Raw genomic sequence first — 24,036 nt, forward strand, 5'->3', positions numbered from 1 at the left:
CACCTGGGTGCGTGTGTTTCCGCCAGAGTTACGGCGGCCATAGCGAAAGGGAAACACCCGGTCCCATCCCGAACCCGGAAGTTAAGCCTTTCAGCGCCGATGGTACTGCACCCGAGAGGTTGTGGGAGAGTAGGACGCCGCCGGACAACTATTGAGACAGGGCCACCCCTTCGGGGGTGGCCCTGTCGTCATTTTCGATGTTGTCGACTGGTCGTGCGAATCCGTTCTCGAGGGCCATTCCTTCGCCGGGATCTGGGCGCTGCTGCGCCGGCCGGCTCCGGTGACCAGCGATTGGGTCAGCCGTCGGGCAGGGACCTGATCAGCACGCCGAGGCTGGGTTTGGGCTGAAAGGACGTCGCCTTCTCGGGGAGCAACCGCCCCGACGCCACGATCTGCAGGACGAGGTCGAAGTCGGGCGCGGGCATCAGGAACGCCAGGCCTGCGGTCCTGCCGGCGTGCTCGAGAGCCGACTCCATGCTGTGGTGGTGGGCCGTCCTGCTCGGACGCCGGGGCATCGCCGACAGGAGGTCCTCGTGCAGCACCTCCACCAGGGCGCGGGTGGCCGGGACATGCAGGTCGAGACTCGCCCACGACGACCCGTCCGTCACCACCGCTGTGGTGGGACCCAGCGCGGCCACCGCCGGCTCCTGGTCGAGCTCGCGGTAGGTGGCCCCCAGGGTGGCGGCCGCCTGGCGGACGTGGTCCAGGGTCAGGCCCACGAAGAACCGGTGGATCGCGCCCAGGAACAGGGGAGTGTCGTCCTGGTCCACCAGCATCGCCAGGCCGAGGTCGGCCGCCGTACCGGGCGCCTCACGCTGCATCGCCAGGTAGGCGGCGTACCGGTGGTGCCCGTCCGCGACCAGGGCCCGGGAACCGGCCAGCGCGTCGTCCAGGGCGGCCAGGGTCACCGCATCACGGATCGCCCAGAGGCGATGCTCCTGGCCGGAGCGGTCGGAGAAGGCGTGATCCGGCTCGGCCGTCATGATCTGCGCGACCAGGGCGCGGAGCTCGTCGCTGCCGTGGTGCACCAGCAGGATGGGAGCGGGGTTCACCTGCATCCGGCTCATCCGACCGGCCAGCTCCTCGGCCTGCTCCGGGTGGATGCCCTCGTGCGGGTAGACCGCACGCGCCTGCTGGTCGTCCGTGCGTCGCGAGACGTCGAGTGCGCCGACGAGGCCACGCACGACGATCCCGTCGGCGCTGTACTCGTGCAGGTAGACGGCAGGCTCGGCGTCCCGGGTCGCGTGACCGTTGCGCACCCAGGTCTCCAGCCGATTGCCCACCTCGGAGTAGGGCCGGGCGAAGGCACGGGCCGACGCCGGGTCCCCGATCCTTCGCGACGCGAGCATCAGCCCACGGAAGGGGCGCAGGTGCAGCGGCCCCGCCACGAAGGGCGGATTCACCACTTCGCGGGGGTCCATCGGAGCATCGTAGGCTGCGGGCCCGCGCCGTTCCCCTGGAGGTGGAGCCATGCTCAGCAGTTCCGACGCCCCGCTCTGCACCGGCTACGACCTGGCCATGTTCGATCTCGACGGCGTCGTCTACGTCGGCGGGGAAGCCGTGCCCGGAGCCCCGGCGGACCTGGCCGCGGCCCGGGCGGCCGGGATGCGGGTCGCCTTCGTCACCAACAACGCCTCGCGTCCGCCCGAGCGCGTCGTCGAGCACCTCGTCTCCCTGGGCATCGACGCCGAGCGCTCAGACGTGGTGACCTCGGCGCAGGCGGCCGCCCGCGTCCTGCTCGACCGGTTCGGCGCGGATGCTCGCGTGGCCTGTCTGGGGGGCGAGGGCCTGCGGGCGGCGCTGCTGGCGCTGGGGCTGCGGCCGGTCGCGGTGGACGACCCGGACGCGAGCGCACTGGCGACCGGATACGGCCCGGACGTGCTGTGGCGCGACATCATGCACGCAGCCGTGCGGGTGCGGGGCGGCCTGCCGTGGGTGGCCAGCAACACCGACCGCACGATCCCGACGACGTACGGCGTGGCGCCGGGGCACGGCGTGCTCGTGGCGACGCTGGCCGACTTCAGCGGCGTCCAGCCGGTCGTGGCCGGCAAGCCGGCCCGGCCGTTGCTGGAGGAGACGATCCGACGCGTTGGCGGCGAGCGCCCCCTGATGATCGGCGACCGGCTCGACACGGACATCGAGGGTGCCCGCAACGTCGGTGTCGACTCGCTCCTCGTGCTGACCGGGGTCACCGGTCTTCCCGAGCTGGCGGCCGCCGCGCCCGGTGAGCGACCCACCTTCCTGCACCCGACCCTGGCCGGGCTGTCCGAGTCGCACCCCGCCCCCGAGGTGCACGGCGCCACGGTGCAGCTGGGCGGCTGGACCGCTCGTACGACGGACGGCGCCCTGCGGGTCAGCGGGGAAGGCGCCGTCGCCGACTGGTGGCGGGTCGCTGCGGTGGCAGCCTGGACCCACCTGGACGCGGCCGGCGCGGTGGCCGACGTCTCGGGGCTCGCGCCGCCCTCCGAGCCCGCGGGCGCCGGGCGCGATAACCTCAGCGCATGAATGACCAGCCGGACGTCGACGACTGGATCGACCCTGCCGACGACCCCGTGACCGAGTCGGTCCGGACGGGCGTCGAGGGCGTCGACGCCGTGCTCGAGGCCGTCGAGCAGCTCGACGAGCGCCCGCTGGAGGAGCACGTCGGGGTCTTCGAGACCGCCCACGAGCAGCTGCGCCGCGCCCTGGACAACCCGCCCGCCGGCGACGACACCTGATCCGCCGTGCCCCCTCGTCGACTCCGGCTCGATGCCGAGCTGGTCCGCCGTGGCCTGGCGCGTTCCCGGGAGCACGCCAGTGAGCTGATCGCCAACGGCCGGGTGAAGGTCTCGGGGGCCGTGGCGAGCAAGCCGGCGACCGGGGTCACCACCGACCTGCCGATCGTGGTTGCCGAGAGCGAACGCGGACCCGACTACGTGTCGCGCGGAGGTCACAAGCTGGCCGGCGCGTTGGCCGCCTTCACGCCGCACGGACTCGCCGTCGAGGGTCGACGCTGTCTCGACGCCGGCGCCTCCACCGGGGGTTTCACCGACGTGCTGCTGCGCGCCGGCGCGGGCCAGGTGGTGGCGGTCGACGTGGGCTACGGCCAGCTCGCCTGGAAGATCCGCCAGGACGATCGAGTCGTGGTGCACGACCGGACCAACGTGCGGGAGCTGACCCCCGAGATGATCGGCGGCCCGGTCGACCTGGTGGTGGGGGACCTCTCCTTCATCTCCCTGCTGCTCGTGCTCGACGCGCTGCTCGGGGTGACCGGTCCGGACGGGGATCTCGCGCTGATGGTCAAGCCACAGTTCGAGGTGGGCAAGGACCGGGTCGGCAAGGGCGGCGTCGTACGGGACCTGGACCTGCGGGCCGAGGCGGTCACCTCGGTGGCGTCGGCGGCCGCACAACGCGGCTGGGGCGCCCGGATGGTCACGGTCAGTCCGTTGCCCGGTCCCTCGGGCAACGTCGAGTTCTTCCTGTGGCTGCGCAGGGGCGCGGCCACGATCGGTGCCGAGGAGATCGCGGAGGTGGTGCGGTCCGCCGCGCCGCTGGGGGTGCCGGGTGAGAAGGTGGAGCCGTGATGGAGACCCGTGCCCCCGACCCGTTGCAGGACCCGTCCGGTCCCCGACGGGTCCTGATGGTCGCCCACACCGGCCGTGAAGAGGCCCGCGACGTCGCTCGCGGCTTCTGCAAGGCGCTCACCGGCCACGGCATCGTCGTCCGGCTCCTGCGTCGTGAGGCGGCCGACCTCGAGCTCGAGGCCGATCAGTTCGTGCCCGCCCTGGAGATCGCCGAGAACGACGAGCATGCGGCCGACGAGTGCGAGCTGGCGCTGGTGGTGGGGGGTGACGGCTCGATCCTGCGCACGGCCGAGATCACCCACGCCACGAGCACCCCGATCCTGGGTGTCAACCTCGGCCACGTCGGCTTCCTCGCCGAGGCCGAGTACGACGACGTGGAGTCGACGATCGACGCCATCGTGCACCGCCGCTACGCCATCGAGGACCGACTCACCCTCGACGTGAGCGTCCACCGCGACGGCGAGCTGGTCACCAGCACCTTCGCGCTCAACGAGGCGAGCGTGGAGAAGGCGGCCCGCCAGCGGATGCTCGAGGTGGTCGTGGAGATCGACGGTCGTCCCCTGTCCCGCTTCGGGTGCGACGGGGTGGTCTGTGCGACGCCGACCGGGTCGACCGCGTACAACTTCAGCGCCGGCGGCCCCATCGTGTGGCCCGGTGTCGAAGCGCTGCTGATGGTCCCGATCAGCGCCCACGCCCTCTTCGCTCGTCCGATGGTCGCCGCGCCCACCTCGGTGCTGGCGGTCGAGGTGCTGGCTCGGACCGAGGGCGCCGGGGTGCTGTGGTGCGACGGTCGCCGTGCCGTCGACCTCCCGCCCGGAGCCCGGATCGAGGTACGCCGCGGGGCGCACCCGATCCGCCTGATCCGCCTGCACGAGGCGCCCTTCACCGACCGGCTCGTCGCCAAGTTCGACCTGCCGGTCGAGGGCTGGCGCGGCTCCAGCGAGCGCCGGCGCCGGGTCGCCGAGGGGCACGATGCTTGAGGAGATCCGGATCTCGTCGCTCGGCGTCATCGACTCCTCCGCCCTGGAGCTCGGGCCCGGCCTGACGGTGATCACCGGGGAGACCGGCGCCGGCAAGACGATGATCGTGACCGCGCTGGGGCTCCTGCTCGGCGGGCGCGCCGACAGCGGTGCGGTGCGGACCGGCTCGCGCAGCGCGCGTGTCGAGGGCGTGATCCGGGTCGGTGACCTGGCGGACTTCGCGGCGGCCGTCGAGGAGGCCGGGGGAGAGGTCGAGGAGGACCGGGTCGTCCTGGCCCGCAACGTGGCTGCCGAGGGTCGCTCACGTGCGTTCGTGGGAGGGGCGACGGTGCCCGTCTCGGTGCTGGCCGAGGTCGCCGAGCCGCTGGTGGCCGTGCACGGACAGTCCGACCAGCACCGGCTGCTGCAGGCACGCGCCCAGCGTGAGGCCCTGGACCGCTTCGGCGGCTCGGACACCGCCGCCCTGCTGGCCGGCTACGTCGAGACGTACCGGGCTCTCGAGAGCGTCGAGCAGGAGCTCGAGGAGGTCGTCGCGAGCGCCCGCGACCGTGCCCGGGAGGCAGACCTGCTGCGGTTCGGGCTCGGCGAGATCGAGGAGGTCGATCCCGAGCCCGGCGAGGACGTGACCCTGGCCGCCGAGGAGTCCCGGCTCGGCTTCGCCGACACCCTGCGTACGGCCGCCGAGCAGGCCAGGGAGGCGCTCTCCAGCGAGCAGGGCGGTCCCGACGCGCTCGCCGCCACCGCGGCCGCCCGCACCCAGCTGGACTCCGTGCGCGACCACGACCCCGAGGCCGGCGAGCTGGCCGACCGGCTGGCCGAGATCACCTACCTGCTCTCCGACCTCGCGGCCGACGTCGCCTCCTACGCAGCGCGGCTGGAGACCGACCCGGCACGGTTGGCCGGCGTCTCGAGTCGTCGCGCTGCCCTGACCGCGCTGACCCGCAAGTACGGCGACACGATCGACGAGGTGCTCGCCTGGGCCGAGCAGTCCTCGCGTCGACTGCTCGACCTCGACCACACCGACGAACGGATCGAGGAGCTCCGGGCCGAGCAGACCCGGTTGCGGAGCGAGCTCGCCAGGGCCGCCGAGCGCCTCTCCCGCGCCCGCACCGAGAGTGCCGGTCGACTGGCCGAGGAGGTCACCGCCGAACTGACGCTGCTGGCGATGCCGCACGCGCAGCTCGACATCGCGGTGACCCAGCAGGAGGCGCCTGCCCCCGGGGAGGGCGGCCGCGGTCCCTTGCGGGTGGGGGAGCGGTGGCTGAGGTACACCGCGAGCGGGGTCGACGAGGTCGAGTTCCTGCTCAGTGCCAACACCGGCTCCGAGCCCCGTCCCCTGAACAAGGGTGCCTCCGGCGGTGAGCTGTCGCGCGTGATGCTCGCGCTCGAGGTCGCCCTGGCGGGCACCAGCCCGGTGCCGACGTTCGTGTTCGACGAGGTCGACGCCGGGGTCGGCGGAGCCGCTGCCGTCGAGGTGGGCCGGCGCCTGGCCCAGCTCGCCCGCACCGCCCAGGTCCTCGTCGTCACCCACCTGCCCCAGGTGGCGGCGTACGCCGACCGGCACGTGGTGGTCGAGAAGTCCCACGACGGCACGATCACCAGCTCCGGGCTCACCGTCCTCGACACCGACCAGCGCGAGCGGGAGCTCTCCCGGATGATGGCCGGGCTCAGCGACTCCGACACCGCTCTCGCGCACGCCCGCGAGCTGCTGGACGTCGCCCAGCCGGCTCGCGCGCTCGGCTGAAGCCGGGCTCGTCGTTCGGCGCGCTGCTCGACGCGCCCGGCCGGTGGGGATGTGCTGCCTGCGCGGGCCCGGATGTCAGGATGGATCAGTCATGAAACTCGCTGCCCGACGCACCCCGCCCACCCTGCCCGGACTCGTGGGGACGGCTCGTGTCGAGCGTCGTTCGCGCAGCCTGCTGCCGCGGTTGCGACCCGGTGACATCGCGGTCGTCGACCACGTCGACATGGACCGCAGCACCGCCCAGGCACTGGTCGACGCCGGGGTCAGCGCCGTGCTCAACGCCTCGCCGATGATCTCCGGGCGCTATGCCAACCTGGGGCCCGAGCTGCTCGCCGCTGCCGGCGTCACCCTCGTCGACTCCCTGGGCGCGCGCCTGCTCGCCACCGTGCCCGACGGCCAGCGGATCCGGGTGGACGGCGCCACCGTGCACGTCGAGGGGCGCCCGGTGGCCAGGGGGCGTGCCGTCGACGCCCGCATGGTCAGCGACGAGATGGCCGCGGCGCGGACCGGTCTGGCCACGCAGTTGGAGACCTTCACCCTCAACAGCGCCGAGTTCCTCGGTCGCGAGCAGGACCTGCTCCTGCACGGGCAGGGTCTGCCCCGCCCGGGCACCCGGATCGCCGACCGGCCGGTGGTGGTGGTCGTGCGCGGACACGACTACGAGGCCGAGCTCGCGGCGATCCGACCGTTCCTGCGCGAGCAGCACCCCGTGCTGATCGGGGTGGAGAACGGCGCCGACGTCCTCCTCGAGGCCGGCTACCGCCCAGACATCGTGGTCCTCGACGCCCGCGCCGACCAGCAGGAGCGTCCCTCGGCGAAGGTGCTCCGTCGTGCCAGCGATGTCGTGGTGCGGGTGGAACGGGACGGCAACCGAGCCGCCACTGACCAGCTCGAACGCCTCGGCGTCCGGCCGCTGCGCGTCGACACCGCCGCCACCTCCGAGGACGTTGCGCTGCTGCTGGCCGACGCCGGCGAGGCGTCAGTGATCGTCGGCGTCGGCATGCACGCGACCCTCGACGAGTTCCTCGACCGCCAGCGGTCGGGACTCGCCAGCACCTATCTGACCCGGCTGAAGGTGGGCCCGCGACTGGTCGACGCCTCCGCCGTGCCGCAGCTCTACTCGGGCCGGGTGCGGCCACGCCACCTCCTGCTCGTGATGCTGGCCGGGTTGCTCGCCCTGGCCGCCGCCCTCTCGGTCACCCCCGCCGGTCGGATGTGGGGCGACGCCCTGATGACTGCCCTGACCGACCTGTTCGACATCGTGAGGACCCTTCCGTGATCTCGTTCCGCCAGCACCTCGTCTCGCTCGTCGCGGTCTTCCTCGCGCTCGCCGTCGGCATCGTCCTCGGCGGCGGCCCGCTCGAAGAGCTCGGCCGGGACGCCACGGTCAGCGCTCCGACATCGGCCAAGGACGCCTCGGCCCGTCGGACCGCCGCGTTCGCGAACTCCTTCGCCGCTGGGGCCGGCCCACGGCTGTACGCCGGCGGCCTGAAGGACCGGCCCGTCTCGCTGGTCACCCTGCCCGGCTCGGACGACGAGACCGTGCGCGAGCTGGCGGGTCAGGTCGAGGCAGCCGGTGGCTACGTCGCTTCGACGTACGCCGTGCTGCCGGCCATGGTCAACCCGTCCAAGAAGTCGCTGGTCGACGCCCTGGGCAGCCAGCTGCTGCCGCAGGTGCGCAAGGAGGACGTGGACCGCTCGGCCTCGACGTACGTCCGCGCCGGCCAGCTCCTGGGACTGGTGGTGGCCTCCCCGGGGCTGCCGCCGGCACAGGCCTCGGCGGTCGGGCAGAGCCTCGAGGGCGCCGACCTGATCGACGTACCGGACAGCCCGGACCGGGCGGCGTTGGTCCTGGTCGTCCTCGGCGACGACGTCAACGACGCGATCCTCTCCGGGCTGCTCAGCGGGCTGGCGGCGAACGCCTTCGCCGTGGTGGTGGCCGGTGACGCCGCCTCCGGGCTCGCCGAGGGCGACCTGGCCACCCTGCGCGGCAGCGACTCCGCGGGCACCGTGACGACCGTCGACGGCGTCGACACCGCCCTCGGTCGGGTCACCGCCGTCCTCGCCCTGATCCGGTCGTTGAAGGTTCGTGGGGGGTCCTTCGGTGCGGCGGGTTCGGACGGATCGGTCCCACTGGGCTAGCATGAAGTCCCGTGAAGAACGCGACGCCGACCAAACACGTATTCGTGACCGGAGGTGTCGCTTCCTCCCTCGGTAAGGGGCTGACCGCCTCCAGTCTGGGCAGCCTGTTGAGATCACGTGGTCTCCGGGTGACGATGCAGAAGCTGGATCCCTATCTCAACGTGGATCCCGGCACCATGAACCCCTTCCAGCACGGCGAGGTCTTCGTGACCGACGACGGGTCGGAGACCGACCTCGACATCGGTCACTACGAGCGGTTCCTGGACACCAACCTGTCCCAGATCGCCAACGTGACGACCGGGCAGGTCTACTCCAGTGTGATCGCCAAGGAGCGCCGTGGCGACTACCTCGGCGACACCGTGCAGGTGATCCCGCACATCACCAACGAGATCAAGGACCGGATCCTCGCGATGGGCGGCGAGGACGTCGACGTCGTGATCACCGAGGTCGGCGGCACGGTCGGCGACATCGAGTCACTGCCGTTCCTCGAGGCGGCCCGCCAGGTCCGCCACGACATCGGCCGCGGCAACGTCTTCTTCCTGCACGTCTCCCTGGTGCCCTACATCGGTCCGTCGCGCGAGCTCAAGACCAAGCCCACCCAGCACTCGGTGGCCGCCCTGCGCCAGGTCGGCATCCAGCCCGACGCGGTCGTCTGCCGCGCGGACCGGGAACTGCCCACCTCGATCAAGCGCAAGATCTCGCTGATGTGCGACGTCGACGAGGAGGCCGTGGTCACCGCGGCCGACGCGCCTTCGATCTACGACATCCCCAAGGTCCTGCACCGCGAGGGCCTGGACGCCTACGTCGTACGACGCCTCGACCTGCCGTTCCGCGACGTCGACTGGACGCTGTGGGACGACCTGCTCCGCCGGGTGCACCACCCGAAGGAGGAGATCACGATCGGGCTGGTCGGCAAGTACATCGACCTCCCCGACGCCTACCTCTCGGTGGGTGAGGCCCTGCGTGCCGGTGGGTTCGCGAACGAGGCCAAGGTCAACATCCGCTGGATCGCCTCCGACGAGTGCGAGACCCCCGCCGGCGCCGCGCGTCACCTGCACGAGGTCGACGCGATCTGTGTGCCCGGCGGCTTCGGGATCCGGGGGATCGAGGGCAAGCTCGGTGCGCTGACCTATGCCCGCACCCACGGCATCCCCACGCTCGGGCTCTGTCTCGGGCTGCAGTGCATGGTGATCGAGTACGCCCGCCAGGTCGCCGGCCTGGAGAAGGCGGCCTCGACCGAGTTCGACCCGGACTGCCCCGAGCCCGTCATCGCGACGATGGAGGAGCAGAAGGAGATCGTCGACGGTGCGGGCGACCTCGGTGGCACCATGCGCCTGGGCCTCTACCCGGCCGCCCTCAAGGAGGGCTCCGTGGTGCGCGAGGTGTACGGCGCGGCCATGATCGAGGAGCGCCACCGGCACCGCTACGAGGTGAACAACCACTACCGCGAGCAGCTCGAGGCCGCCGGCCTGGTCTTCTCGGGTACGTCTCCGGACAACAACCTCGTGGAGTTCGTCGAGCTGCCCAAGGACGTGCACCCCTACTACGTGGCCACCCAGGCGCACCCGGAGTACCGGTCGCGTCCGACCCGGCCGCACCCGCTCTTCGCCGGGCTGGTGGGCGCCGCGATCGAGCGGCAGCGTGAGCTGCGGTTCCCGATCGACGAGAGTGGGCTGCGGCGCAAGGACGCGGACGACGAGTGAGTGCTCGATTCACTGGTTAACCAGTGAAATGAGCACTTCACCCAGAGAACTCCCCGGGTGAAGTGAGGGTTTCCTGGGTTCGGTCCTCGAGCGACGCGACACCGCAACCGGCACCACGCCGCCGCCCCGCCCCAACCCGCCCCGACCCGATCAGCTACGCGCGCTCAGCATCCGGCGCAGCGTGTCGGTTTCCGCCAGCAGCGTGCTCCTCAGCGTCGGTGAGGCCGCCGGGTCCGCCGCCACCGCCTGCGCCCGGTCCAGGAAGGCTTGATCGGCCATCGTCGGGAACATGGACCGCATCAGCGACGACGTCGCCAGCATGCCCCCGCCGTGGCCGAGGTGCTCGACCTCGTCCAGGTAGCGGTGCGCCCACGGCACCAGCAGTTCGCCGTCCAGGGGGCGCCAGAAGCACGCACTCAGTGCGATCAGCGCTCTGCCGGCCGGGACCGACCGCTCCTCGAAGACCGCGGCCCACACCTCGGCCTTCGCCTGGCGGTCGGGCCGTGCGGCCAGGACACCCAGGGCTCGCACCTTCGCTTCCGGGTCCGGGTCGTCGGGCAGGAGCGCCGCCACCGCGTCCGCGTCGTACGCCCCCAGCGCCGACCGGCGCGTCAGGGTGCGCCATGCCAGGTCGCGGTCGTCGACACCGGCCGCGTCCAGGACAGCGAAGTGCTGCGCCGTCGAGGCCGACGCTGCCAGCGTGCGCAGCGCCGGGGTGCGCAGCTCAGGCTGCTCGGAAAGCGCTGTGGCGACCTGGGCGAGCCTGACGAGCCGGCCGCGCACGTCGGCAGGGCGACTCCACTGCTCGGCGGTGCGCAGCGCCCGAGCCAGCAGCGGCTCCACCACCCCCGGGGCGGTCTCGGCGCGCAGGACCTCGAGCAGGCAGTCGAACACCTGTCCCGAGGTCAGCTCCCCGGTCTGCAGCATGTCCCACGCGGTCGTGACGGCCAGCACCCGGGACAGCGGATCGGGCAGCAGGGCGGCAGCGGCCAGCATCACGCGCGTCGAGTCGGGTTCACCCCGTACGGCGGCGAACGTCAGGTCCCGGGCGTTGACCAGGTGCAGGTCCGCCGCCGGCAGCTCCGGCAGATCGGTCGTGCGGCGACTCGTCGTCACGGCCAGCGAGCCGAGGGGGACCAGTGCCTCCCCGGTCCTCCGGTAGCTGGTGATCTCGAGGTGGTGTCGCCGCGGAGCTTCTCCGTTCGGCCCGGTGGCGTGCAGCGCGTCGCCGGCCAGGGTGAGCGTGTCGGTGCCGGCCCGGTCGACCCAGTCCGCAGTCCAGCCGTCGAGGTCCTGCCCGGCAGCGGCGCCGATCGCGCTGGTCAGGTCCTCCAGCCGGGTGTTGCCCCACGCGTGCTTCCGGAAGTAGGCGCCGAGACCGGCGAGGAAGGCGTCCTCCCCGACCTGGGCCACCAGCTGCTTGAGCACGCTCTGGCCCTTGAGGTACGTGATCGCGTCGAAGTTCGCCATCGCCCGGGCCACGTCGGGCACCTCCCCGCGGATCGGATGGCTGGCCGGGCTCCTGTCGACCCGGTAGCCCTCGACCTTGCCGTCGGCGAGGAAGGTCGCCCACGCGTCCGTGTACGGCGTCGCGCTGGCGCTGGCCCAGGTGGCGGCCCACGAGGCGAACGCCTCGTTGAGCCACAGGTCGTCCCACCACCGCATGGTGACCAGGTCGCCGAACCACATGTGAGCCATCTCGTGCAGCAGCGCCGAGGCCACCCGAGCCCGCTCGGCGTACGTGGGCCGACTGCGGGACAGGGCGCTGTCGGTCCAGGTCACACAGCCCCAGTTCTCCATCGCGCCGGACATGTCGGGCACGAAGACCTGGTCGTAGCGCCGCTGCGGAAAGGCGATGCCGAACTTCTCCCCGAAGAAGGCCAGCCCGGCGGCGGTCAGCTCGAACAGCTCGTCGGCGTCACGCTCCAGGAACGTGCTCAGCGAGCGTCGGCAGTAGAGCCCGAGGTCGTGGCCGCCGATCTCCCGCCTGATCTCGTGGAAGGGCCCGGCGTTCACGACCACGACGTACGTCGACAGCGGTGGCGTGTCCGGGAAGAGCCAGCGTCGCGAGTCGGCGGATGCGTCCTCGACGCCGGCCGGGGCGGTGTTGCTGGTCACCGTCCACGAGTGCGGTGCGAGCACGGTGAAGCGGTGCGGCGCCTTGAGGTCGGGTTGGTCGAAGCAGGCCCAGGCGCGCTGCGCGTCGTCGGCCTCGAACGACGTCCACACGTAGACGCGGCCGTCGGAGGGGTCGACCGAACGCATGATGCCCGCACCACTGCTGGTGTCGGCCTGGACGGTCTTGACGGTCAGCACGTTCTCGGCGGCCAGGTCGTGCAGCGCAAGGCGCCCGTCCTCGATGCTGGTCAGGTCCAGAGCACGGCCGTTGAGCACAGCTCCCTGCAGGGCGGCCCGACAGTCCACGAAGGTGCTGGCGCCCGGCTCGCGACACCGGAACATGATCGTCGAGACCGACTCGAGGAACTCGCCGTCGAGCAGCCCGGTCAGGTCCACGATGATGTCGTAGCGGTCCACCTCCAGCAGGGCCGCTCGCTGCTCGGCCTCGTGCTGGGTGAGGCTCCTGGTGATCTGTGCGGTCGCGGTCATGCGCGCTCCTCGGTGCGGTCGATCCCCGATGATCGACGTCCGTTCGCCACGGTAGCCTCGCGCCATGACGACGCCACCGCTGGTCGACCGGTTCGAGTCGTGGCCGGTGGCCCGGAGCACCGATCTGCACCGTGACGACTGGGTGATGGCCCTGCGCTCGGACCGGGTCCAGCGGCCCGGGCACGAGCACGAGGAGCCGTTCAGCCGGCTGGTCCTGGAGCACCCGGGCGCTGCGATCGTGCTGGCCGTGGACGACCAGGAGCGGGTCTTCTGCCTGCGCCAGTACCGCCACCCGGCCCAGCGCCGCTTCGTGGAGCTCCCGGCCGGGCTCTGCGACACCGACCACGAGGACCCGATCGAGGTCGCCCGGCGCGAGCTCCTCGAGGAGGCCGGCCTGGAGGCGGGGGAGTGGACCCACCTGACCTCGACCTGGTCCTCGCCGGGCATCTCCGCGGAGGTGATGCACTTCTACCTCGCTCGCCGGCTGACCGAGGCCGACCGCGGCGACTTCGTGCTGGAGCACGAGGAGGCGGAGATGGAGACCTTCTGGGTGCCGTTCGGCGAGCTGTACGCCGCCGTGCTGGACGGTCGGATCAGTGACGGCCCCGTGGTGCAGGCGGTGCTGCTGGCCCACGCCCGGGGTCTCGCCGGCACTGTCCCCGCCGGAGGGTAATGTCGCGGCGTCGCCACAAGGACGTGACGGCACACACACGAGGAGTGACAGGTGAAGGTCGGAGTCCCGAAGGAAGTCAAGAACCACGAGTACCGCGTGGCGATCACCCCGATCGGGGTGCACGAGCTGGTCGCCCACGGTCACGAGGTCGTCGTCCAGACGGGAGCCGGGCTCGGGTCCTCCATCACCGACGACGAGTACGTCGCCGCCGGTGCCCGGATCCTCCCCGACGCCGACGAGGTGTGGGGCGCGGCCGACATGGTGCTCAAGGTCAAGGAGCCCGTGGCGGAGGAGTACCACCGGATGCGGGAGGGGCAGACCCTCTTCACCTACCTCCACCTCGCCGCGGACAAGCCGCTGACCGAGGAGCTGCTCAAGCGCAAGGTCACCGCGATCGCCTACGAGACCGTGCAGCTCCCCTCCGGTGGCCTGCCGCTGCTCTACCCGATGTCCGAGGTGGCCGGCTGCCTCGCGCCCCAGGTGGGCGCGCACTCGCTGCTCAAGGCCGAGGGTGGCCGGGGCGTGCTGATGGGCGGCGTCGGAGGCGTCGCGAACGCCAAGGTCGTGATCATCGGCGCCGGTGTCTCCGGCCAGAACGCCGCCAACATCGCCCTGGGCATGGGAGCCGACGTCACCCTGCTCGACAACGACCTCGACAAGCTGCGGATGTCGTTCTGGCGCTACAACAACCGGGTGCACGGTCTGGCCTCGTCCAAGCTGGCGATCGAGCAGCAGGTTCGCGAGGCCGACCTGGTGATCGGTGCGGTGCTGATCCCCGGGGCTGCGGCCCCGAAGCTGGTCAGCAACGAACTGGTCTCGCAGATGAAGCCGGGCTCGGTGCTCGTCGACATCGCCGTCGACCAGGGTGGTTGCTTCGAGGACACCCGCCCCACCACGCACGCGGACCCGACGTTCCCGGTGCACAACTCGATCTTCTACTGCGTCGCGAACATGCCCGGTGCGGTGCCGAACACGTCGACGTACGCACTGACCAACGCGACGATGCCGTACGCCGTCGCGCTGGCCAACAAGGGCTGGGCCCAGGCCTGCCGCGACGACCGCAGCCTCGCTCTCGGGCTGAACACCCACGCGGGTGAGCTGACGAACGCGCCTGTCGGCGAGGCCACCGGTCTGGCGTCGGTGGCGCTGGACGGGGTTCTCGGCTGACCACGCCCGGAGAGCCCCAGCGCGCCGTCCGCACCTACCTCGACCACCTCTCGGTCGAGCGGGGGCTGGCGGCGAACACGCTGTCGTCGTACCGCCGCGACCTGCGCCGCTACCTCGGCTTCCTCGCCCGGTCCGGGATCGACGATCTCGGTCAGGTCACCGAGGCGACCGTGTCGGCGTTCCTCGTGCACCTGCGCGAGGGCGACTCCGAGCACCCGGCGTTGAGCTCCACCTCGGCGGCGCGCACCTTGGTGGCCGTGCGCGGTTTCCACAAGTTCGCGGTGCGCGACGGTCTGGTCGAGACCGACCCGGCCAACGGTGTGAAGCCGCCCGCGCCGACCAAGCGGCTGCCCAAGGCGCTTCCGCTCTCCGACGTCGAGGCGATCCTGGAGGCCGCCGGTGCTCCCGGCACCACGCTGGCGCTGCGCGACCGGGCGCTGCTCGAGGTGCTCTACGGCACCGGCGCCCGGATCTCCGAGGCCGTCGGACTGGACGTGGACGACCTCGACCAGGTCGACGGCACGGTCCTGCTGCGCGGCAAGGGCAGCAAGGAGCGACTGGTGCCGGTGGGTTCCTACGCCCAGGAGGCCGTCCAGGCGTACCTGGTCCGGGCGCGCCCGGAGCTGGTCGCGGCCGGGTCGTCGCGGGTCACCGGCACCGCCGGTGCCCTCTTCCTCAACGCGCGCGGAGGTCGGCTCTCCCGGCAGTCGGCCTGGGCCGTCCTGGTCCGCGCGGCGGAGCGGGCCGGGGTCACCCGGGACGTCTCGCCGCACACCCTGCGGCACTCGTTCGCCACCCACCTGCTCGACGGCGGTGCCGACGTCCGGGTGGTGCAGGAGCTGCTCGGCCACGCCTCGGTGACGACGACGCAGGTCTACACGCTGGTCACGGTGGAGAACCTGCGCGAGGTCTTCGCCACCGCACACCCTCGGGCACGCTCATGAGCGAGAAGCCCGGGGCCTGGGTGCCGGCGAGCGGCGACGCCGACGAGGTGTACGACGCGTTCACCGGCTGGGTCGACCGCCAGGGGCTCGCGCTCTACCCCCACCAGGACGAGGCGATCGTCGAGCTCCTGGCCGGGAACAACGTCATCCTGGCCACGCCCACCGGCTCGGGGAAGTCGATGGTGGCGCTGGCGGCCCACGCCGCAGCCCTGGCCTCGGACCGGGTGAGCTTCTACACCGCCCCGATCAAGGCGCTGGTCAGCGAGAAGTTCTTCGCCCTGTGCGAGGTCTTCGGCGCCGACAACGTCGGCATGCTGACCGGCGACGCCTCGGTGAACGCCGATGCCCCGATCATCTGCTGCACCGCCGAGGTGCTGGCCAACATCGCCCTGCGCGAGGGAGCCGGCGCCGACGTCGGGCTCGTGATCATGGACGAGTTCCACTTCTACGCCGAGCCGGACCGCGGCTGGGCCTGGCAGGTGCCGCTGATCGAGCTGCCCCAGGCCCAGTTCCTGCTGATGTCGGCCACCCTGGGCGACGTCACCCGCTTCGTCGAGGACCTGACCCGGCGCAATGGTCGCGAGACCAGCGTGGTCGACGACGCCGAGAGGCCGGTGCCGCTGCACTTCAGCTACGCGATGACGCCGCTGACCGAGACCCTCGAGGAGCTGGTCAGCACCGGGCAGTCCCCGGTCTACGTCGTTCACTTCACCCAGGCCGCAGCGATCGAGCACGCCACGTCGTTGCTGACCCTGACCAAGCTCACCCGCGAGCAGAAGGACACCATCGCCGACAAGATCGGCGCGTTCCGCTTCGGGGCCGGCTTCGGCAAGACCCTCTCCAAGCTGGTCCGCAACGGCGTCGGGGTCCACCACGCCGGGATGCTGCCCCGCTACCGGCGCCTCGTCGAGCAGCTGGCCCAGCTCGGACTGCTCCAGGTGATCTGCGGCACGGACACCCTCGGCGTCGGGATCAACGTGCCGATCCGGACGGTGCTCTTCACCGGTCTCGCCAAGTTCGACGGCAACCGGTCCCGGATCCTGCGCACCCGGGAGTTCCAGCAGATCGCCGGGCGGGCCGGACGCGCGGGCTTCGACACTGCCGGCTACGTGGTGGTGCAGGCGCCCGAGCACACCATCGAGAACGAGCGCGCCAAGGCGAAGTCGGCGGCGAAGAACGCCGCGAACCCGAAGAAGAAGAGCAAGGCCCAGCTGCGCAAGCCCCCCGAGGGCACCGTGGTGTGGACCGACCAGACCTTCGACAAGCTGGTGGCCGGTGAGCCCGAGCCGCTGGCGAGCCGGATGAAGGTCGACAACGCGATGCTGATCAACGTCCTGGCCCGCGAGGAGGACGCCTTCGCGGTGATGAAGCGGCTGCTGCGGGACAACCACGAGGACACCAGGTCACAGACCAAGCTGGTCCGTCGGGCCCTGCGGCTGGCCCGCAGCCTGCTGAACTCCCAGGTGCTGACCCGGCTGGACGAGGTCGACGAGTTCGGCCGCCGCTACATCCTGACCGTGGACCTGCCGTTGGACTTCGCCCTCAACCAGCCGCTGGCGCACTTCGCGCTGGCGGCGCTGGACGTGCTGGACCCCGAGTCGGAGACCTACACCCTCGACATCGTCTCGGTGATCGAGGCTGTGCTGGAGGGCCCACGTCAGATCCTCTTCGCCCAGCAGAACGCCGCCAAGGGCGAGGCGGTGGCCGAGATGAAGGCCGACGGCATGGAGTACGACGAGCGGATGGCCGTGCTCGACACGATCACCTGGCCGCAGCCGCTCGCCGAGCTGCTGGGCGCGACGTACGAGATCTATCGACAGTCGCACCCGTGGCTGCCCGAGGACGCGTTGTCGCCGAAGTCGATCGTCCGGGAGATGTACGAGGCCGGGATGAGTTTCACCGACTTCGTCGGGCGGTACTCGCTGGCCCGGTCCGAGGGCCTGGTGCTGCGCTACCTGACCGATGCCTACCGGACGCTACGGCAGACCGTGCCCGAGGCGCACCGCACGCCGGAGCTGGAGGACCTGGTCGAGTGGCTGGGGGAGACGGTGCGGCAGACGGACTCCTCGCTGCTCGACGAGTGGGAGGCGCTGACCGATCCGGACGCGGTCGCTCGGGTGGCCGCCGAGCTGGCTGCCCACCAGCCGCCGCCCCCGCCCCGTCCGATCTCCCGGCAGGAGCGAGTCTTCCGGGTGATGGTCCGCAACGCGATGTTCCGCCGGGTCGAGCTGGTCGCACGCGACGACCTGGACGGTCTGATGGCTCTGGAGCGGGCCGCCGCCGACCGCACCGAACCGGCGCGCGAGGTGGTGATGACCCGTTCGAGCTGGGACGCCGCGATCGAGGAGTACTACGCCGAGCACGACTCGGTGGGCACGACCGGCAACGCGCGAGGGCCGGCGATGCTCATCGTCGAGCCCACCACCGGGGAGCCGCTGGGTGCACCCGAGGGGACGACGGCGCGGCTCTGGCGGGTCCGTCAGGTGCTCGACGACCCCGAGGGGCACCACGACTGGGTGATCGACGCCGTGGCCGACCTGGATGCCTCGGACGAGGCGGGCGAGCTGGTGCTGGCGACGGCCGGCATGCACCGACTCTGACCTCTGCTCCGTACACTCGCCGACATGGCCCGCGTTCAGACCTCCAAGGACACCCAGACCCAGCGCTACGAGGCACGCATCGACGGCGATCTGGCCGGCTTCGCCGAGTACGAGCTCTCCGGTGACGTCATCGTCTTCACCCACACCGAGGTGAGCGACGCCTACGAGGGCGAGGGCGTGGGCTCGACGATCGCCCGGTTCGCCCTCGACGACGCCCGTAGCGAGGGATTCCTGGTGGTGCCGCAGTGCGACTTCATCCGCGGCTGGATCGACAAGCACCCCGAGTACGCCGACCTCGTCGCCGAGGACTGAGCCCTCCGGAGAGCCTTCGCCCTCCACAGGTCTCTGCACAGGGGGCACCCCGCCTGTGCACTTCGAGCCTGACGAGTGCACAATTCCTCAACAGATTTCCCCGTGGGGCTGGGGGTTTCGTCGCTCGTCTTGTAGGTGTCCGAGGCCGGGTCTAGTGTCGCCCGCGAGCTCGGTCACAAGTCGCCGAGTCGACAAAGCGAGGAGCGGCAGATGAGCGGTGGCGGCACGTTCTCGGGATACACCGGCCCCAGCAGCAACGCCCCCCAGATGCCTCCTCTGGGACGACCACCCGTTCCACCCACCACAGAAACGACGACCGTGACCGAGCCCTTGCCCTTCGTCCGCCCCGAGGCCGCGGAGCCTGCCGCCGAGGTCAAGCTCGGCGCCACCGGCCGCCCGATGATCGAGCTGCCCGAGCCGCGGCCGCTGACCGAGCACGGCAACGCCCGCGTGGTGTCGATGTGCAACCAGAAGGGTGGCGTCGGCAAGACCACCACCACGATCAACCTGGGCGCCTCGCTGGCCGAGTACGGCCGCAAGGTGCTCCTGGTCGACTTCGACCCGCAGGGCTCGCTCTCGGTCGGACTGGGGCTGAACCCGCACGAGATGGACCTGACGGTCTACAACCTGCTGATGCAGCGCGACGTCGACATCCACGACGTCATCGTCCCCTCGGGCGTGCCCGGCATGGACCTGCTGCCCTCGAACATCGACCTGTCCGCCGCGGAGGTGCAGCTCGTCCACGAGGTGGCCCGCGAGCAGACCCTCCAGCGCGTCCTGGCGCCCGCCCTCGAGCACTATGACGTGATCCTGATCGACTGCCAGCCCTCGCTCGGGCTGCTGACCGTGAACGCGCTGACCGCCTCGGACGGCGTGATCATCCCGCTGGAGTGCGAGTACTTCGCCCTGCGCGGCGTGGCGCTGCTCAAGACCACCATCGACAAGGTCCGTGAGCGGCTCAACCCGAAGCTCGAGATCGACGGCATCCTCGGCACCATGTTCGACGGCCGCACCCTGCACAGCCGCGAGGTGATGGAGCGTCTGGTCCAGGCCTGGGGCGACAAGGTCTTCCACACCGTCATCCGGCGCACCGTGAAGTTCTCCGACGCCACCGTCGCCGGTGAGCCGATCACCAGCTACGCGAGCTCCTCCAGCGGCGCCGACCACTACCGCCAGCTGGCCAAGGAGGTGCTGGCCCGGTGCCTCGACGGGTGAGCCTGCCGGCCGCCGACGACCTCTTCCGCCCCACCGCCGTCGACGACGCCACCTCCTCGGGGGCGAGCGTCCGCGCCGTCCCCGACCAGCCGGAGGACGACGGCTCGACCGAGGCCGCGTCCTCGGGCGACAGCGCCCGGAGCCGGGCCCGCAAGCCCAGCGGTCGGGTGCGCCACGACGAGAAGATGACGGTCTACGTGACCTCCGACGAGCTGCTCGATCTCGAGCACGCCCGGCTCTCGCTGCGGCGCTCGCACGGACTGGCCGTCGACCGTGGCCGGCTGGTGCGGGAGGCCGTGGCGCTGGTCCTCGCCGACCTCGAGGTCAACGGGGACGACAGCGCCCTGGTGCGTCGGTTGACCCAGGGATGAGCTCACCGTCCGTCGACGTGGACACCGCTGACGCCGGCACCGATACCGGCACCGATACCGGCACTCCGGGCTTCGAGCTGCACCTGCACAACTTCGAGGGCCCCTTCGACCTGCTGCTCAGCCTGATCGCCAAGCACAAGCTCGACATCACCGAGGTGTCGCTGTCGCAGGTGACCGACGACTTCATCGCCTTCGTCAAGGCCGGTGGACCCACCTGGGACCTGGAGCAGACCACGTCGTTCCTGCTGGTCGCTTCGACCCTGCTCGACCTGAAGGCCGCCCGGCTGCTTCCCCAGGGCGATGTCGAGGACGAGGAGGACCTCGCGCTGCTCGAGGCGCGCGACCTGCTCTTCGCCCGGCTCATGCAGTACAAGGCCTTCAAGCTGGTCGCCTCGGTCCTGGACCAGCGGCTGAACGAGGAGTCCAAGCGGCACCCCCGTGCCGTGGGCCTCGAGGAGCGCTTCGCGACCCTGCTGCCGGAGGTGCTGATCGGGATCGGGCTCGACGACTTCGCCCGCCTCGCGGAGCGGGCACTGGAGCCCAAGCCGATCCTCGAGGTCTCCCTGCAGCACATCCACGCGGCCAAGGTCAGCGTGCGCGAGCAGGCCGCGATCGTGGTGGATCGGCTACGACGCTCGGGCACGATGACCTTCCGGGCGCTCTGCGGGGACTCCCCGGACACGCTGACCACCGTGGCCCGCTTCCTCTCGCTGCTCGAGCTCTTCCGCGAAGGTGCCGTCTCGTTCGACCAGGTCACCCCGCTCGGCGAGCTGACCGTGCGGTGGACCGGGGGAGACGAGGCCGAGATCGAGATCACCGACGAGTTCGACGGTGCCCCGCCGGAGCCCGAGGTCGTCCTCGGCGGCGAGCCGGAGCCGAGTGACGACCAGCCGAACCCCGACCCGAACCAGGGAGCAGACACGTGAACGACACCACCGAGACCGACGTCGCCGACGAGACGGTGGCGGCTGCCGAGGGGACGGGTGCTGTCGACGAGGCGACGTCCGGTGACGTGTCGGTGACCGAGGAGCAGGGCGACACCCTCGCCGTACCGCTGGCGGAGCTGCGGCCCTCGCTCGAGGCCGTGCTGATGGTGACCGACCAGCCGCTCGACGCGGTCTCGATGGCCTCGGCCGTGGGCTACCCGGTCGAGGAGGTCACCCGGGCGCTGCACGAGCTGGCCGCGGAGTACACCGAACAGGGACGCGGTTTCGAGCTGCGCAACGTCGCCGGCGGGTGGCGCTTCTACTCCCGCGAGGAGTACGCCGTGGTCGTCGAGGGCTTCGTGCTCGAGGGCCAGCAGGCGCGACTCACCCAGGCAGCCCTGGAGACCCTCGCGGTGGTGGCCTACAAGCAACCGATCTCGCGCGCGCGGGTCTCGGCGATCCGCGGCGTGAACGTCGACGGCGTGATGCGCACCCTGCTCAACCGGGGCCTGGTCGAGGAGGCCGGTCAGGACCACGAGACCGGCGCCAACCTCTTCCGCACCACCACCTACTTCCTGGAGCGGATCGGGGTGACCTCGATCGAGGAGCTGCCCGAGCTGGCGCCCTACCTGCCCGACATGGACGATCTGGAGGACGAACTCAGCGAGGTCGCCCGCTCCGCGGTCGAGGTGCCGGTGGAGGCCGCCGCGGACGCCGGGGCCGAGGCGGGGGAGCCTGCTGCGACGAATGACGCGCAGGCGCCCGGCGGGGATACGGTCACGCAGTGATCGCGACCGACGACGACGGGCTGATCCGTCTGCAGAAGCTGCTCGCCATGTCCGGCGTGGCCTCCCGCCGCAAGTGCGAGGAGCTGATGCTCGACGGGCTGGTCGAGGTGGACGGCGAGATCGTCACCCGGCTCGGCACGAAGGTCGACCCCACCACCGCGGTGATCCGGGTGGACGGCAAGCGGTTGCCGCCGGTCTCCCCGCACGTCTACCTGGTGCTCAACAAGCCCCGCGGCGTGGTCTCCACCATGTCCGACCCCGAGGGTCGTCGTACCCTCAGCGACGTCGTGGCGCACCGTCCCGAGCGGCTCTTCCACGTCGGCCGTCTCGACACCGACACCTCCGGGCTGCTGCTGATGACCAACGACGGCGACTTCGCCCAGCGGATGGCGCACCCGTCGTACGAGGTGGACAAGACGTACGTCGCCGAGGTCGACGGGGAGGTCACCAGGGCCACCGTCGCCACCCTGCTCGAGGGCGTGACCCTCGAGGACGGTCCGGTGACGGTCAACGAGGCGCGGATCATCAGCGTCTCCGGCCGCGGCAAGGGTGCCAAGTCGATCGTCGAGCTGGTCATCCACGAGGGCCGCAACCGGATCGTGCGCCGCCTGCTCGAGGAGATCGACCACCCGGTCCGACGCCTGACCCGGACCGCGATCGGCCCCGTCCAGCTCGACCGGCTGCCGTCGGGGTCGCTGCGCGAGCTGACCCACGACGAGCTCGGCGAGCTGCTCGACGCCGCCTCGCTCTGAGCGAACAGCACCACCACCCACGGACACCGGCGGCACCGACCCACGGCGATCGCTAGCCTTGGCGCGTCCGACACCCGACGAAGGAGCAGACGTGGCAGTGCGAGCGGTCCGGGGGGCCACCCAGCTCGAGGAGGACGTGCGCGACCACATGCTCGAGCGCGTCGCCGAGATGGTCACCGACGTGATGGAGGCCAACGACCTCGAGGTCGACGACTTCATCTCCGTGATCTTCACCGCCACCTCCGACCTGGTCTCGGAGTTCCCCGCCTACGCCGCACGACGCCTGGGCTTCGGTGAAATCCCGCTGATCTGTGCCCGCGAGCTCGAGATCGACGGCTCCATGCCGCGCGTGGTCCGGATGATGGCCCACGTCGAGACCGACCGGCCACGTGCCGACATCACCCACGTCTACCTGCACGGGGCCGCCGCCCTGCGCAAGGACCTCACCAAGGTCCGGTCGGTGCCCGACGATGACTGACGCGCCCCGGCTGGTCGGACCGGTCGAGGTGATCGGCGCCGGCCTGCTCGGCACTTCCATCGCGCTGGCCTGTCGTCGTGCCGGGCTCGAGGTCCTGCTCAGCGACACCTCGGCCGAGCACCTGCGCACCGCGACCGGGCTGGGCGCCGGGCGCGCACTTCTCGCCGGGGACACCCGCCAGCTGGTCGTGGTCGCGGTCCCGCCCGATCACCTGGGCGCCACGATCGCGACCGCGTTGGCCGCCTCCGACGCGGTCGTCACCGACGTCGGCAGCATCAAGACCGGCCCGCTGCGCGCCGTACGGGACGAGCCCGGCGTGGCTCGCTACGTCGGCAGCCACCCGATGGCCGGCTCCGAGCGCTCCGGCCCGCTGGCCGCCAGCGCTGCGCTCTTCGACGGACGGCCGTGGGCGGTCGCCCCGCACGGAAGCGCCGACCCGGACGCCGTTGCCCTCGTCGAGGAGCTGGCCCGGCTGTGCGGTGCGGTACCGGTCCGCCTCACGCCCGAGGAGCACGACCTCGCGGTGGCCCGTACCTCGCACCTGCCGCACCTGCTGGCCGTCCTGGTGGCCGGTCGGCTGGCCGACGCCCCGCAGGCCCATCTGGCGCTCTCCGGGCAGGGTGTCCGCGACGTCACCCGGGTGGCCGGCGGCGACCCGGCCCTGTGGCAGCAGATCGTCACCGGCAACGCCGAGGCGGTCCTCGGCCTGCTCACCGAGGTCCGCGGTCAGCTGGACCTGCTGATCGAGGCGGTCGGCGCGGGATCTCGCGACCAGCTGGGCGCCCTGCTGGCGCGCGGGGTGGCCGGCACGCAGGCCATCCCGGGCAAGCACGGCGGGCCTGCGCGCCCGACGCGTTCGGTGTACGTCGCGGTGCCCGACCAGGCCGGCGAGCTGGCCCGGCTGTTCGCGGATGCGGGCGAGATCGGGATCAACATCGAGGACGTCCACATCGACCACGACCCGGGCCGCCCGGTCGGTCTGGTCGAGCTGGTCGTCGAGGAAGCCGGAGCCGAGCACCTGCTGGCCTCTCTGGAATCCCGTGGATGGGTCACCCACCGGTAGGCTGCGGC

Annotated in this window: 22 protein-coding genes and 1 rRNA gene; 21 read left to right on the top strand and 2 right to left on the bottom strand. The window is 71.5% G+C overall.

Features of this window, described 5'->3' with window-relative positions:
* Positions 1 to 29: 29 nt before the first annotated feature.
* Positions 30 to 146, top strand: a 5S ribosomal RNA gene (gene rrf, locus ABZE72_RS04825).
* 150 nt (positions 147 to 296) lie between these two features.
* Here the strand turns inward: rrf and ABZE72_RS04830 are convergent.
* Positions 297 to 1,421, bottom strand: a complete 1,125-nt coding sequence (locus ABZE72_RS04830) for a DUF1015 family protein (RefSeq protein ID WP_372727885.1) — start codon at positions 1,419 to 1,421, stop codon at positions 297 to 299.
* Between the two features lie 49 nt (positions 1,422 to 1,470).
* On the opposite strand from ABZE72_RS04830, the gene ABZE72_RS04835 reads away from it, so the two are divergent.
* The 8 genes from ABZE72_RS04835 to ABZE72_RS04870 all read left to right on the top strand — a co-directional run bounded on the left by ABZE72_RS04835 (position 1,471) and on the right by ABZE72_RS04870 (position 10,132).
* Complete coding sequence (locus tag ABZE72_RS04835; RefSeq protein ID WP_372727886.1) at positions 1,471 to 2,505, top strand: HAD-IIA family hydrolase; 1,035 nt, start codon at positions 1,471 to 1,473, stop codon at positions 2,503 to 2,505.
* Positions 2,502 to 2,717: a hypothetical protein gene (locus ABZE72_RS04840; protein ID WP_372727887.1), complete on the top strand. Its 216-nt coding sequence runs from the start codon at positions 2,502 to 2,504 to the stop codon at positions 2,715 to 2,717. Before ABZE72_RS04835 ends, ABZE72_RS04840 begins: the two co-directional genes overlap by 4 nt.
* A 6-nt stretch (positions 2,718 to 2,723) precedes the next feature.
* Positions 2,724 to 3,563 (top strand): TlyA family RNA methyltransferase, encoded by an 840-nt coding sequence (locus ABZE72_RS04845; protein WP_372727888.1) that lies wholly within the window; start codon positions 2,724 to 2,726, stop codon positions 3,561 to 3,563.
* Positions 3,563 to 4,543 carry an NAD kinase gene (locus ABZE72_RS04850; protein WP_372727910.1) on the top strand — a complete coding sequence of 327 codons (981 nt, stop codon included), beginning with the start codon at positions 3,563 to 3,565 and terminating at the stop codon, positions 4,541 to 4,543. The genes ABZE72_RS04845 and ABZE72_RS04850 overlap by 1 nt, the downstream gene beginning before the upstream one ends.
* Complete coding sequence (gene recN / locus ABZE72_RS04855) at positions 4,536 to 6,287, top strand: DNA repair protein RecN (protein ID WP_372727889.1); 1,752 nt, start codon at positions 4,536 to 4,538, stop codon at positions 6,285 to 6,287. Before ABZE72_RS04850 ends, recN begins: the two co-directional genes overlap by 8 nt.
* Before the next feature lie 91 nt (positions 6,288 to 6,378).
* The gene (gene steA, locus ABZE72_RS04860; protein ID WP_372727890.1) at positions 6,379 to 7,566 is read left to right on the top strand and encodes a putative cytokinetic ring protein SteA; all 1,188 of its coding nucleotides are present in this window, start codon (positions 6,379 to 6,381) and stop codon (positions 7,564 to 7,566) included.
* Complete coding sequence (locus ABZE72_RS04865; RefSeq protein WP_372727891.1) at positions 7,563 to 8,429, top strand: copper transporter; 867 nt, start codon at positions 7,563 to 7,565, stop codon at positions 8,427 to 8,429. The genes steA and ABZE72_RS04865 overlap by 4 nt, the downstream gene beginning before the upstream one ends.
* A gap of 11 nt (positions 8,430 to 8,440) precedes the next feature.
* The gene (locus ABZE72_RS04870; RefSeq protein ID WP_372727892.1) at positions 8,441 to 10,132 is read left to right on the top strand and encodes a CTP synthase; all 1,692 of its coding nucleotides are present in this window, start codon (positions 8,441 to 8,443) and stop codon (positions 10,130 to 10,132) included.
* Positions 10,133 to 10,282: 150 nt separating this feature from the next.
* Here ABZE72_RS04870 and pepN read toward each other — a convergent pair whose 3' ends face one another.
* Positions 10,283 to 12,739: an aminopeptidase N gene (gene pepN, locus ABZE72_RS04875; RefSeq protein ID WP_372727893.1), complete on the bottom strand. Its 2,457-nt coding sequence runs from the start codon at positions 12,737 to 12,739 to the stop codon at positions 10,283 to 10,285.
* A 64-nt stretch (positions 12,740 to 12,803) separates the two neighbouring features.
* On the opposite strand from pepN, the gene ABZE72_RS04880 reads away from it, so the two are divergent.
* From ABZE72_RS04880 to ABZE72_RS04935, 12 genes are all read left to right on the top strand, one after another.
* A complete protein-coding gene (locus tag ABZE72_RS04880; RefSeq protein WP_372727894.1) occupies positions 12,804 to 13,412 on the top strand; it encodes an NUDIX domain-containing protein in 609 nt (202 codons plus the stop codon).
* A gap of 51 nt (positions 13,413 to 13,463) precedes the next feature.
* Positions 13,464 to 14,579, top strand: coding sequence for an alanine dehydrogenase (gene ald / locus ABZE72_RS04885; protein WP_372727895.1), 1,116 nt, complete (start codon positions 13,464 to 13,466; stop codon positions 14,577 to 14,579).
* Positions 14,576 to 15,523 carry a site-specific tyrosine recombinase XerD gene (gene xerD, locus ABZE72_RS04890; protein ID WP_372727911.1) on the top strand — a complete coding sequence of 316 codons (948 nt, stop codon included), beginning with the start codon at positions 14,576 to 14,578 and terminating at the stop codon, positions 15,521 to 15,523. The genes ald and xerD overlap by 4 nt, the downstream gene beginning before the upstream one ends.
* A complete protein-coding gene (locus ABZE72_RS04895) occupies positions 15,520 to 18,123 on the top strand; it encodes a DEAD/DEAH box helicase (protein ID WP_372727896.1) in 2,604 nt (867 codons plus the stop codon). Before xerD ends, ABZE72_RS04895 begins: the two co-directional genes overlap by 4 nt.
* Before the next feature lie 24 nt (positions 18,124 to 18,147).
* On the top strand, positions 18,148 to 18,435 hold the full coding sequence (locus ABZE72_RS04900; RefSeq protein ID WP_372727897.1) for a GNAT family N-acetyltransferase: 288 nt from the start codon (positions 18,148 to 18,150) through the stop codon (positions 18,433 to 18,435).
* A 267-nt stretch (positions 18,436 to 18,702) separates the two neighbouring features.
* A complete protein-coding gene (locus ABZE72_RS04905; RefSeq protein ID WP_372727912.1) occupies positions 18,703 to 19,650 on the top strand; it encodes a ParA family protein in 948 nt (315 codons plus the stop codon).
* Complete coding sequence (locus ABZE72_RS04910; protein ID WP_372727898.1) at positions 19,635 to 20,021, top strand: hypothetical protein; 387 nt, start codon at positions 19,635 to 19,637, stop codon at positions 20,019 to 20,021. Before ABZE72_RS04905 ends, ABZE72_RS04910 begins: the two co-directional genes overlap by 16 nt.
* On the top strand, positions 20,018 to 20,947 hold the full coding sequence (locus ABZE72_RS04915) for a ScpA family protein (protein ID WP_372727899.1): 930 nt from the start codon (positions 20,018 to 20,020) through the stop codon (positions 20,945 to 20,947). Before ABZE72_RS04910 ends, ABZE72_RS04915 begins: the two co-directional genes overlap by 4 nt.
* Positions 20,944 to 21,735, top strand: coding sequence for an SMC-Scp complex subunit ScpB (scpB, locus tag ABZE72_RS04920; protein WP_372727900.1), 792 nt, complete (start codon positions 20,944 to 20,946; stop codon positions 21,733 to 21,735). The genes ABZE72_RS04915 and scpB overlap by 4 nt, the downstream gene beginning before the upstream one ends.
* A complete protein-coding gene (locus ABZE72_RS04925; protein WP_372727901.1) occupies positions 21,732 to 22,487 on the top strand; it encodes a pseudouridine synthase in 756 nt (251 codons plus the stop codon). The genes scpB and ABZE72_RS04925 overlap by 4 nt, the downstream gene beginning before the upstream one ends.
* 91 nt (positions 22,488 to 22,578) lie before the next feature.
* A complete protein-coding gene (gene aroH, locus ABZE72_RS04930) occupies positions 22,579 to 22,965 on the top strand; it encodes a chorismate mutase (RefSeq protein WP_372727902.1) in 387 nt (128 codons plus the stop codon).
* Positions 22,958 to 24,028 (top strand): prephenate dehydrogenase, encoded by a 1,071-nt coding sequence (locus ABZE72_RS04935; protein WP_372727903.1) that lies wholly within the window; start codon positions 22,958 to 22,960, stop codon positions 24,026 to 24,028. Before aroH ends, ABZE72_RS04935 begins: the two co-directional genes overlap by 8 nt.
* Positions 24,029 to 24,036 lie beyond the last annotated feature (8 nt).

The organism is Nocardioides sp. (assembly GCF_041600255.1).
In the GTDB taxonomy this organism is placed as follows: domain Bacteria; phylum Actinomycetota; class Actinomycetes; order Propionibacteriales; family Nocardioidaceae; genus Nocardioides.

Excerpts from the sequence above, each read along its gene's own strand:
- ABZE72_RS04935 (WP_372727903.1), top strand. The coding sequence starts at position 22,958 with ATGACTGACGCGCCCCGGCTGGTCGGACCGGTCGAGGTGATCGGCGCC.
- ABZE72_RS04835 (WP_372727886.1), top strand. The coding sequence starts at position 1,471 with ATGCTCAGCAGTTCCGACGCCCCGCTCTGCACCGGCTACGACCTGGCC.
- ABZE72_RS04915 (WP_372727899.1), top strand. The coding sequence starts at position 20,018 with ATGAGCTCACCGTCCGTCGACGTGGACACCGCTGACGCCGGCACCGAT.
- steA (WP_372727890.1), top strand. The coding sequence starts at position 6,379 with ATGAAACTCGCTGCCCGACGCACCCCGCCCACCCTGCCCGGACTCGTG.
- recN (WP_372727889.1), top strand. The coding sequence starts at position 4,536 with ATGCTTGAGGAGATCCGGATCTCGTCGCTCGGCGTCATCGACTCCTCC.
- ABZE72_RS04840 (WP_372727887.1), top strand. The coding sequence starts at position 2,502 with ATGAATGACCAGCCGGACGTCGACGACTGGATCGACCCTGCCGACGAC.
- ABZE72_RS04880 (WP_372727894.1), top strand. The coding sequence starts at position 12,804 with ATGACGACGCCACCGCTGGTCGACCGGTTCGAGTCGTGGCCGGTGGCC.
- ABZE72_RS04830 (WP_372727885.1), bottom strand. The coding sequence starts at position 1,421 with ATGGACCCCCGCGAAGTGGTGAATCCGCCCTTCGTGGCGGGGCCGCTG.
- ABZE72_RS04905 (WP_372727912.1), top strand. The coding sequence starts at position 18,703 with ATGCCTCCTCTGGGACGACCACCCGTTCCACCCACCACAGAAACGACG.
- ABZE72_RS04850 (WP_372727910.1), top strand. The coding sequence starts at position 3,563 with ATGGAGACCCGTGCCCCCGACCCGTTGCAGGACCCGTCCGGTCCCCGA.
- ABZE72_RS04895 (WP_372727896.1), top strand. The coding sequence starts at position 15,520 with ATGAGCGAGAAGCCCGGGGCCTGGGTGCCGGCGAGCGGCGACGCCGAC.
- ABZE72_RS04900 (WP_372727897.1), top strand. The coding sequence starts at position 18,148 with ATGGCCCGCGTTCAGACCTCCAAGGACACCCAGACCCAGCGCTACGAG.
- pepN (WP_372727893.1), bottom strand. The coding sequence starts at position 12,739 with ATGACCGCGACCGCACAGATCACCAGGAGCCTCACCCAGCACGAGGCC.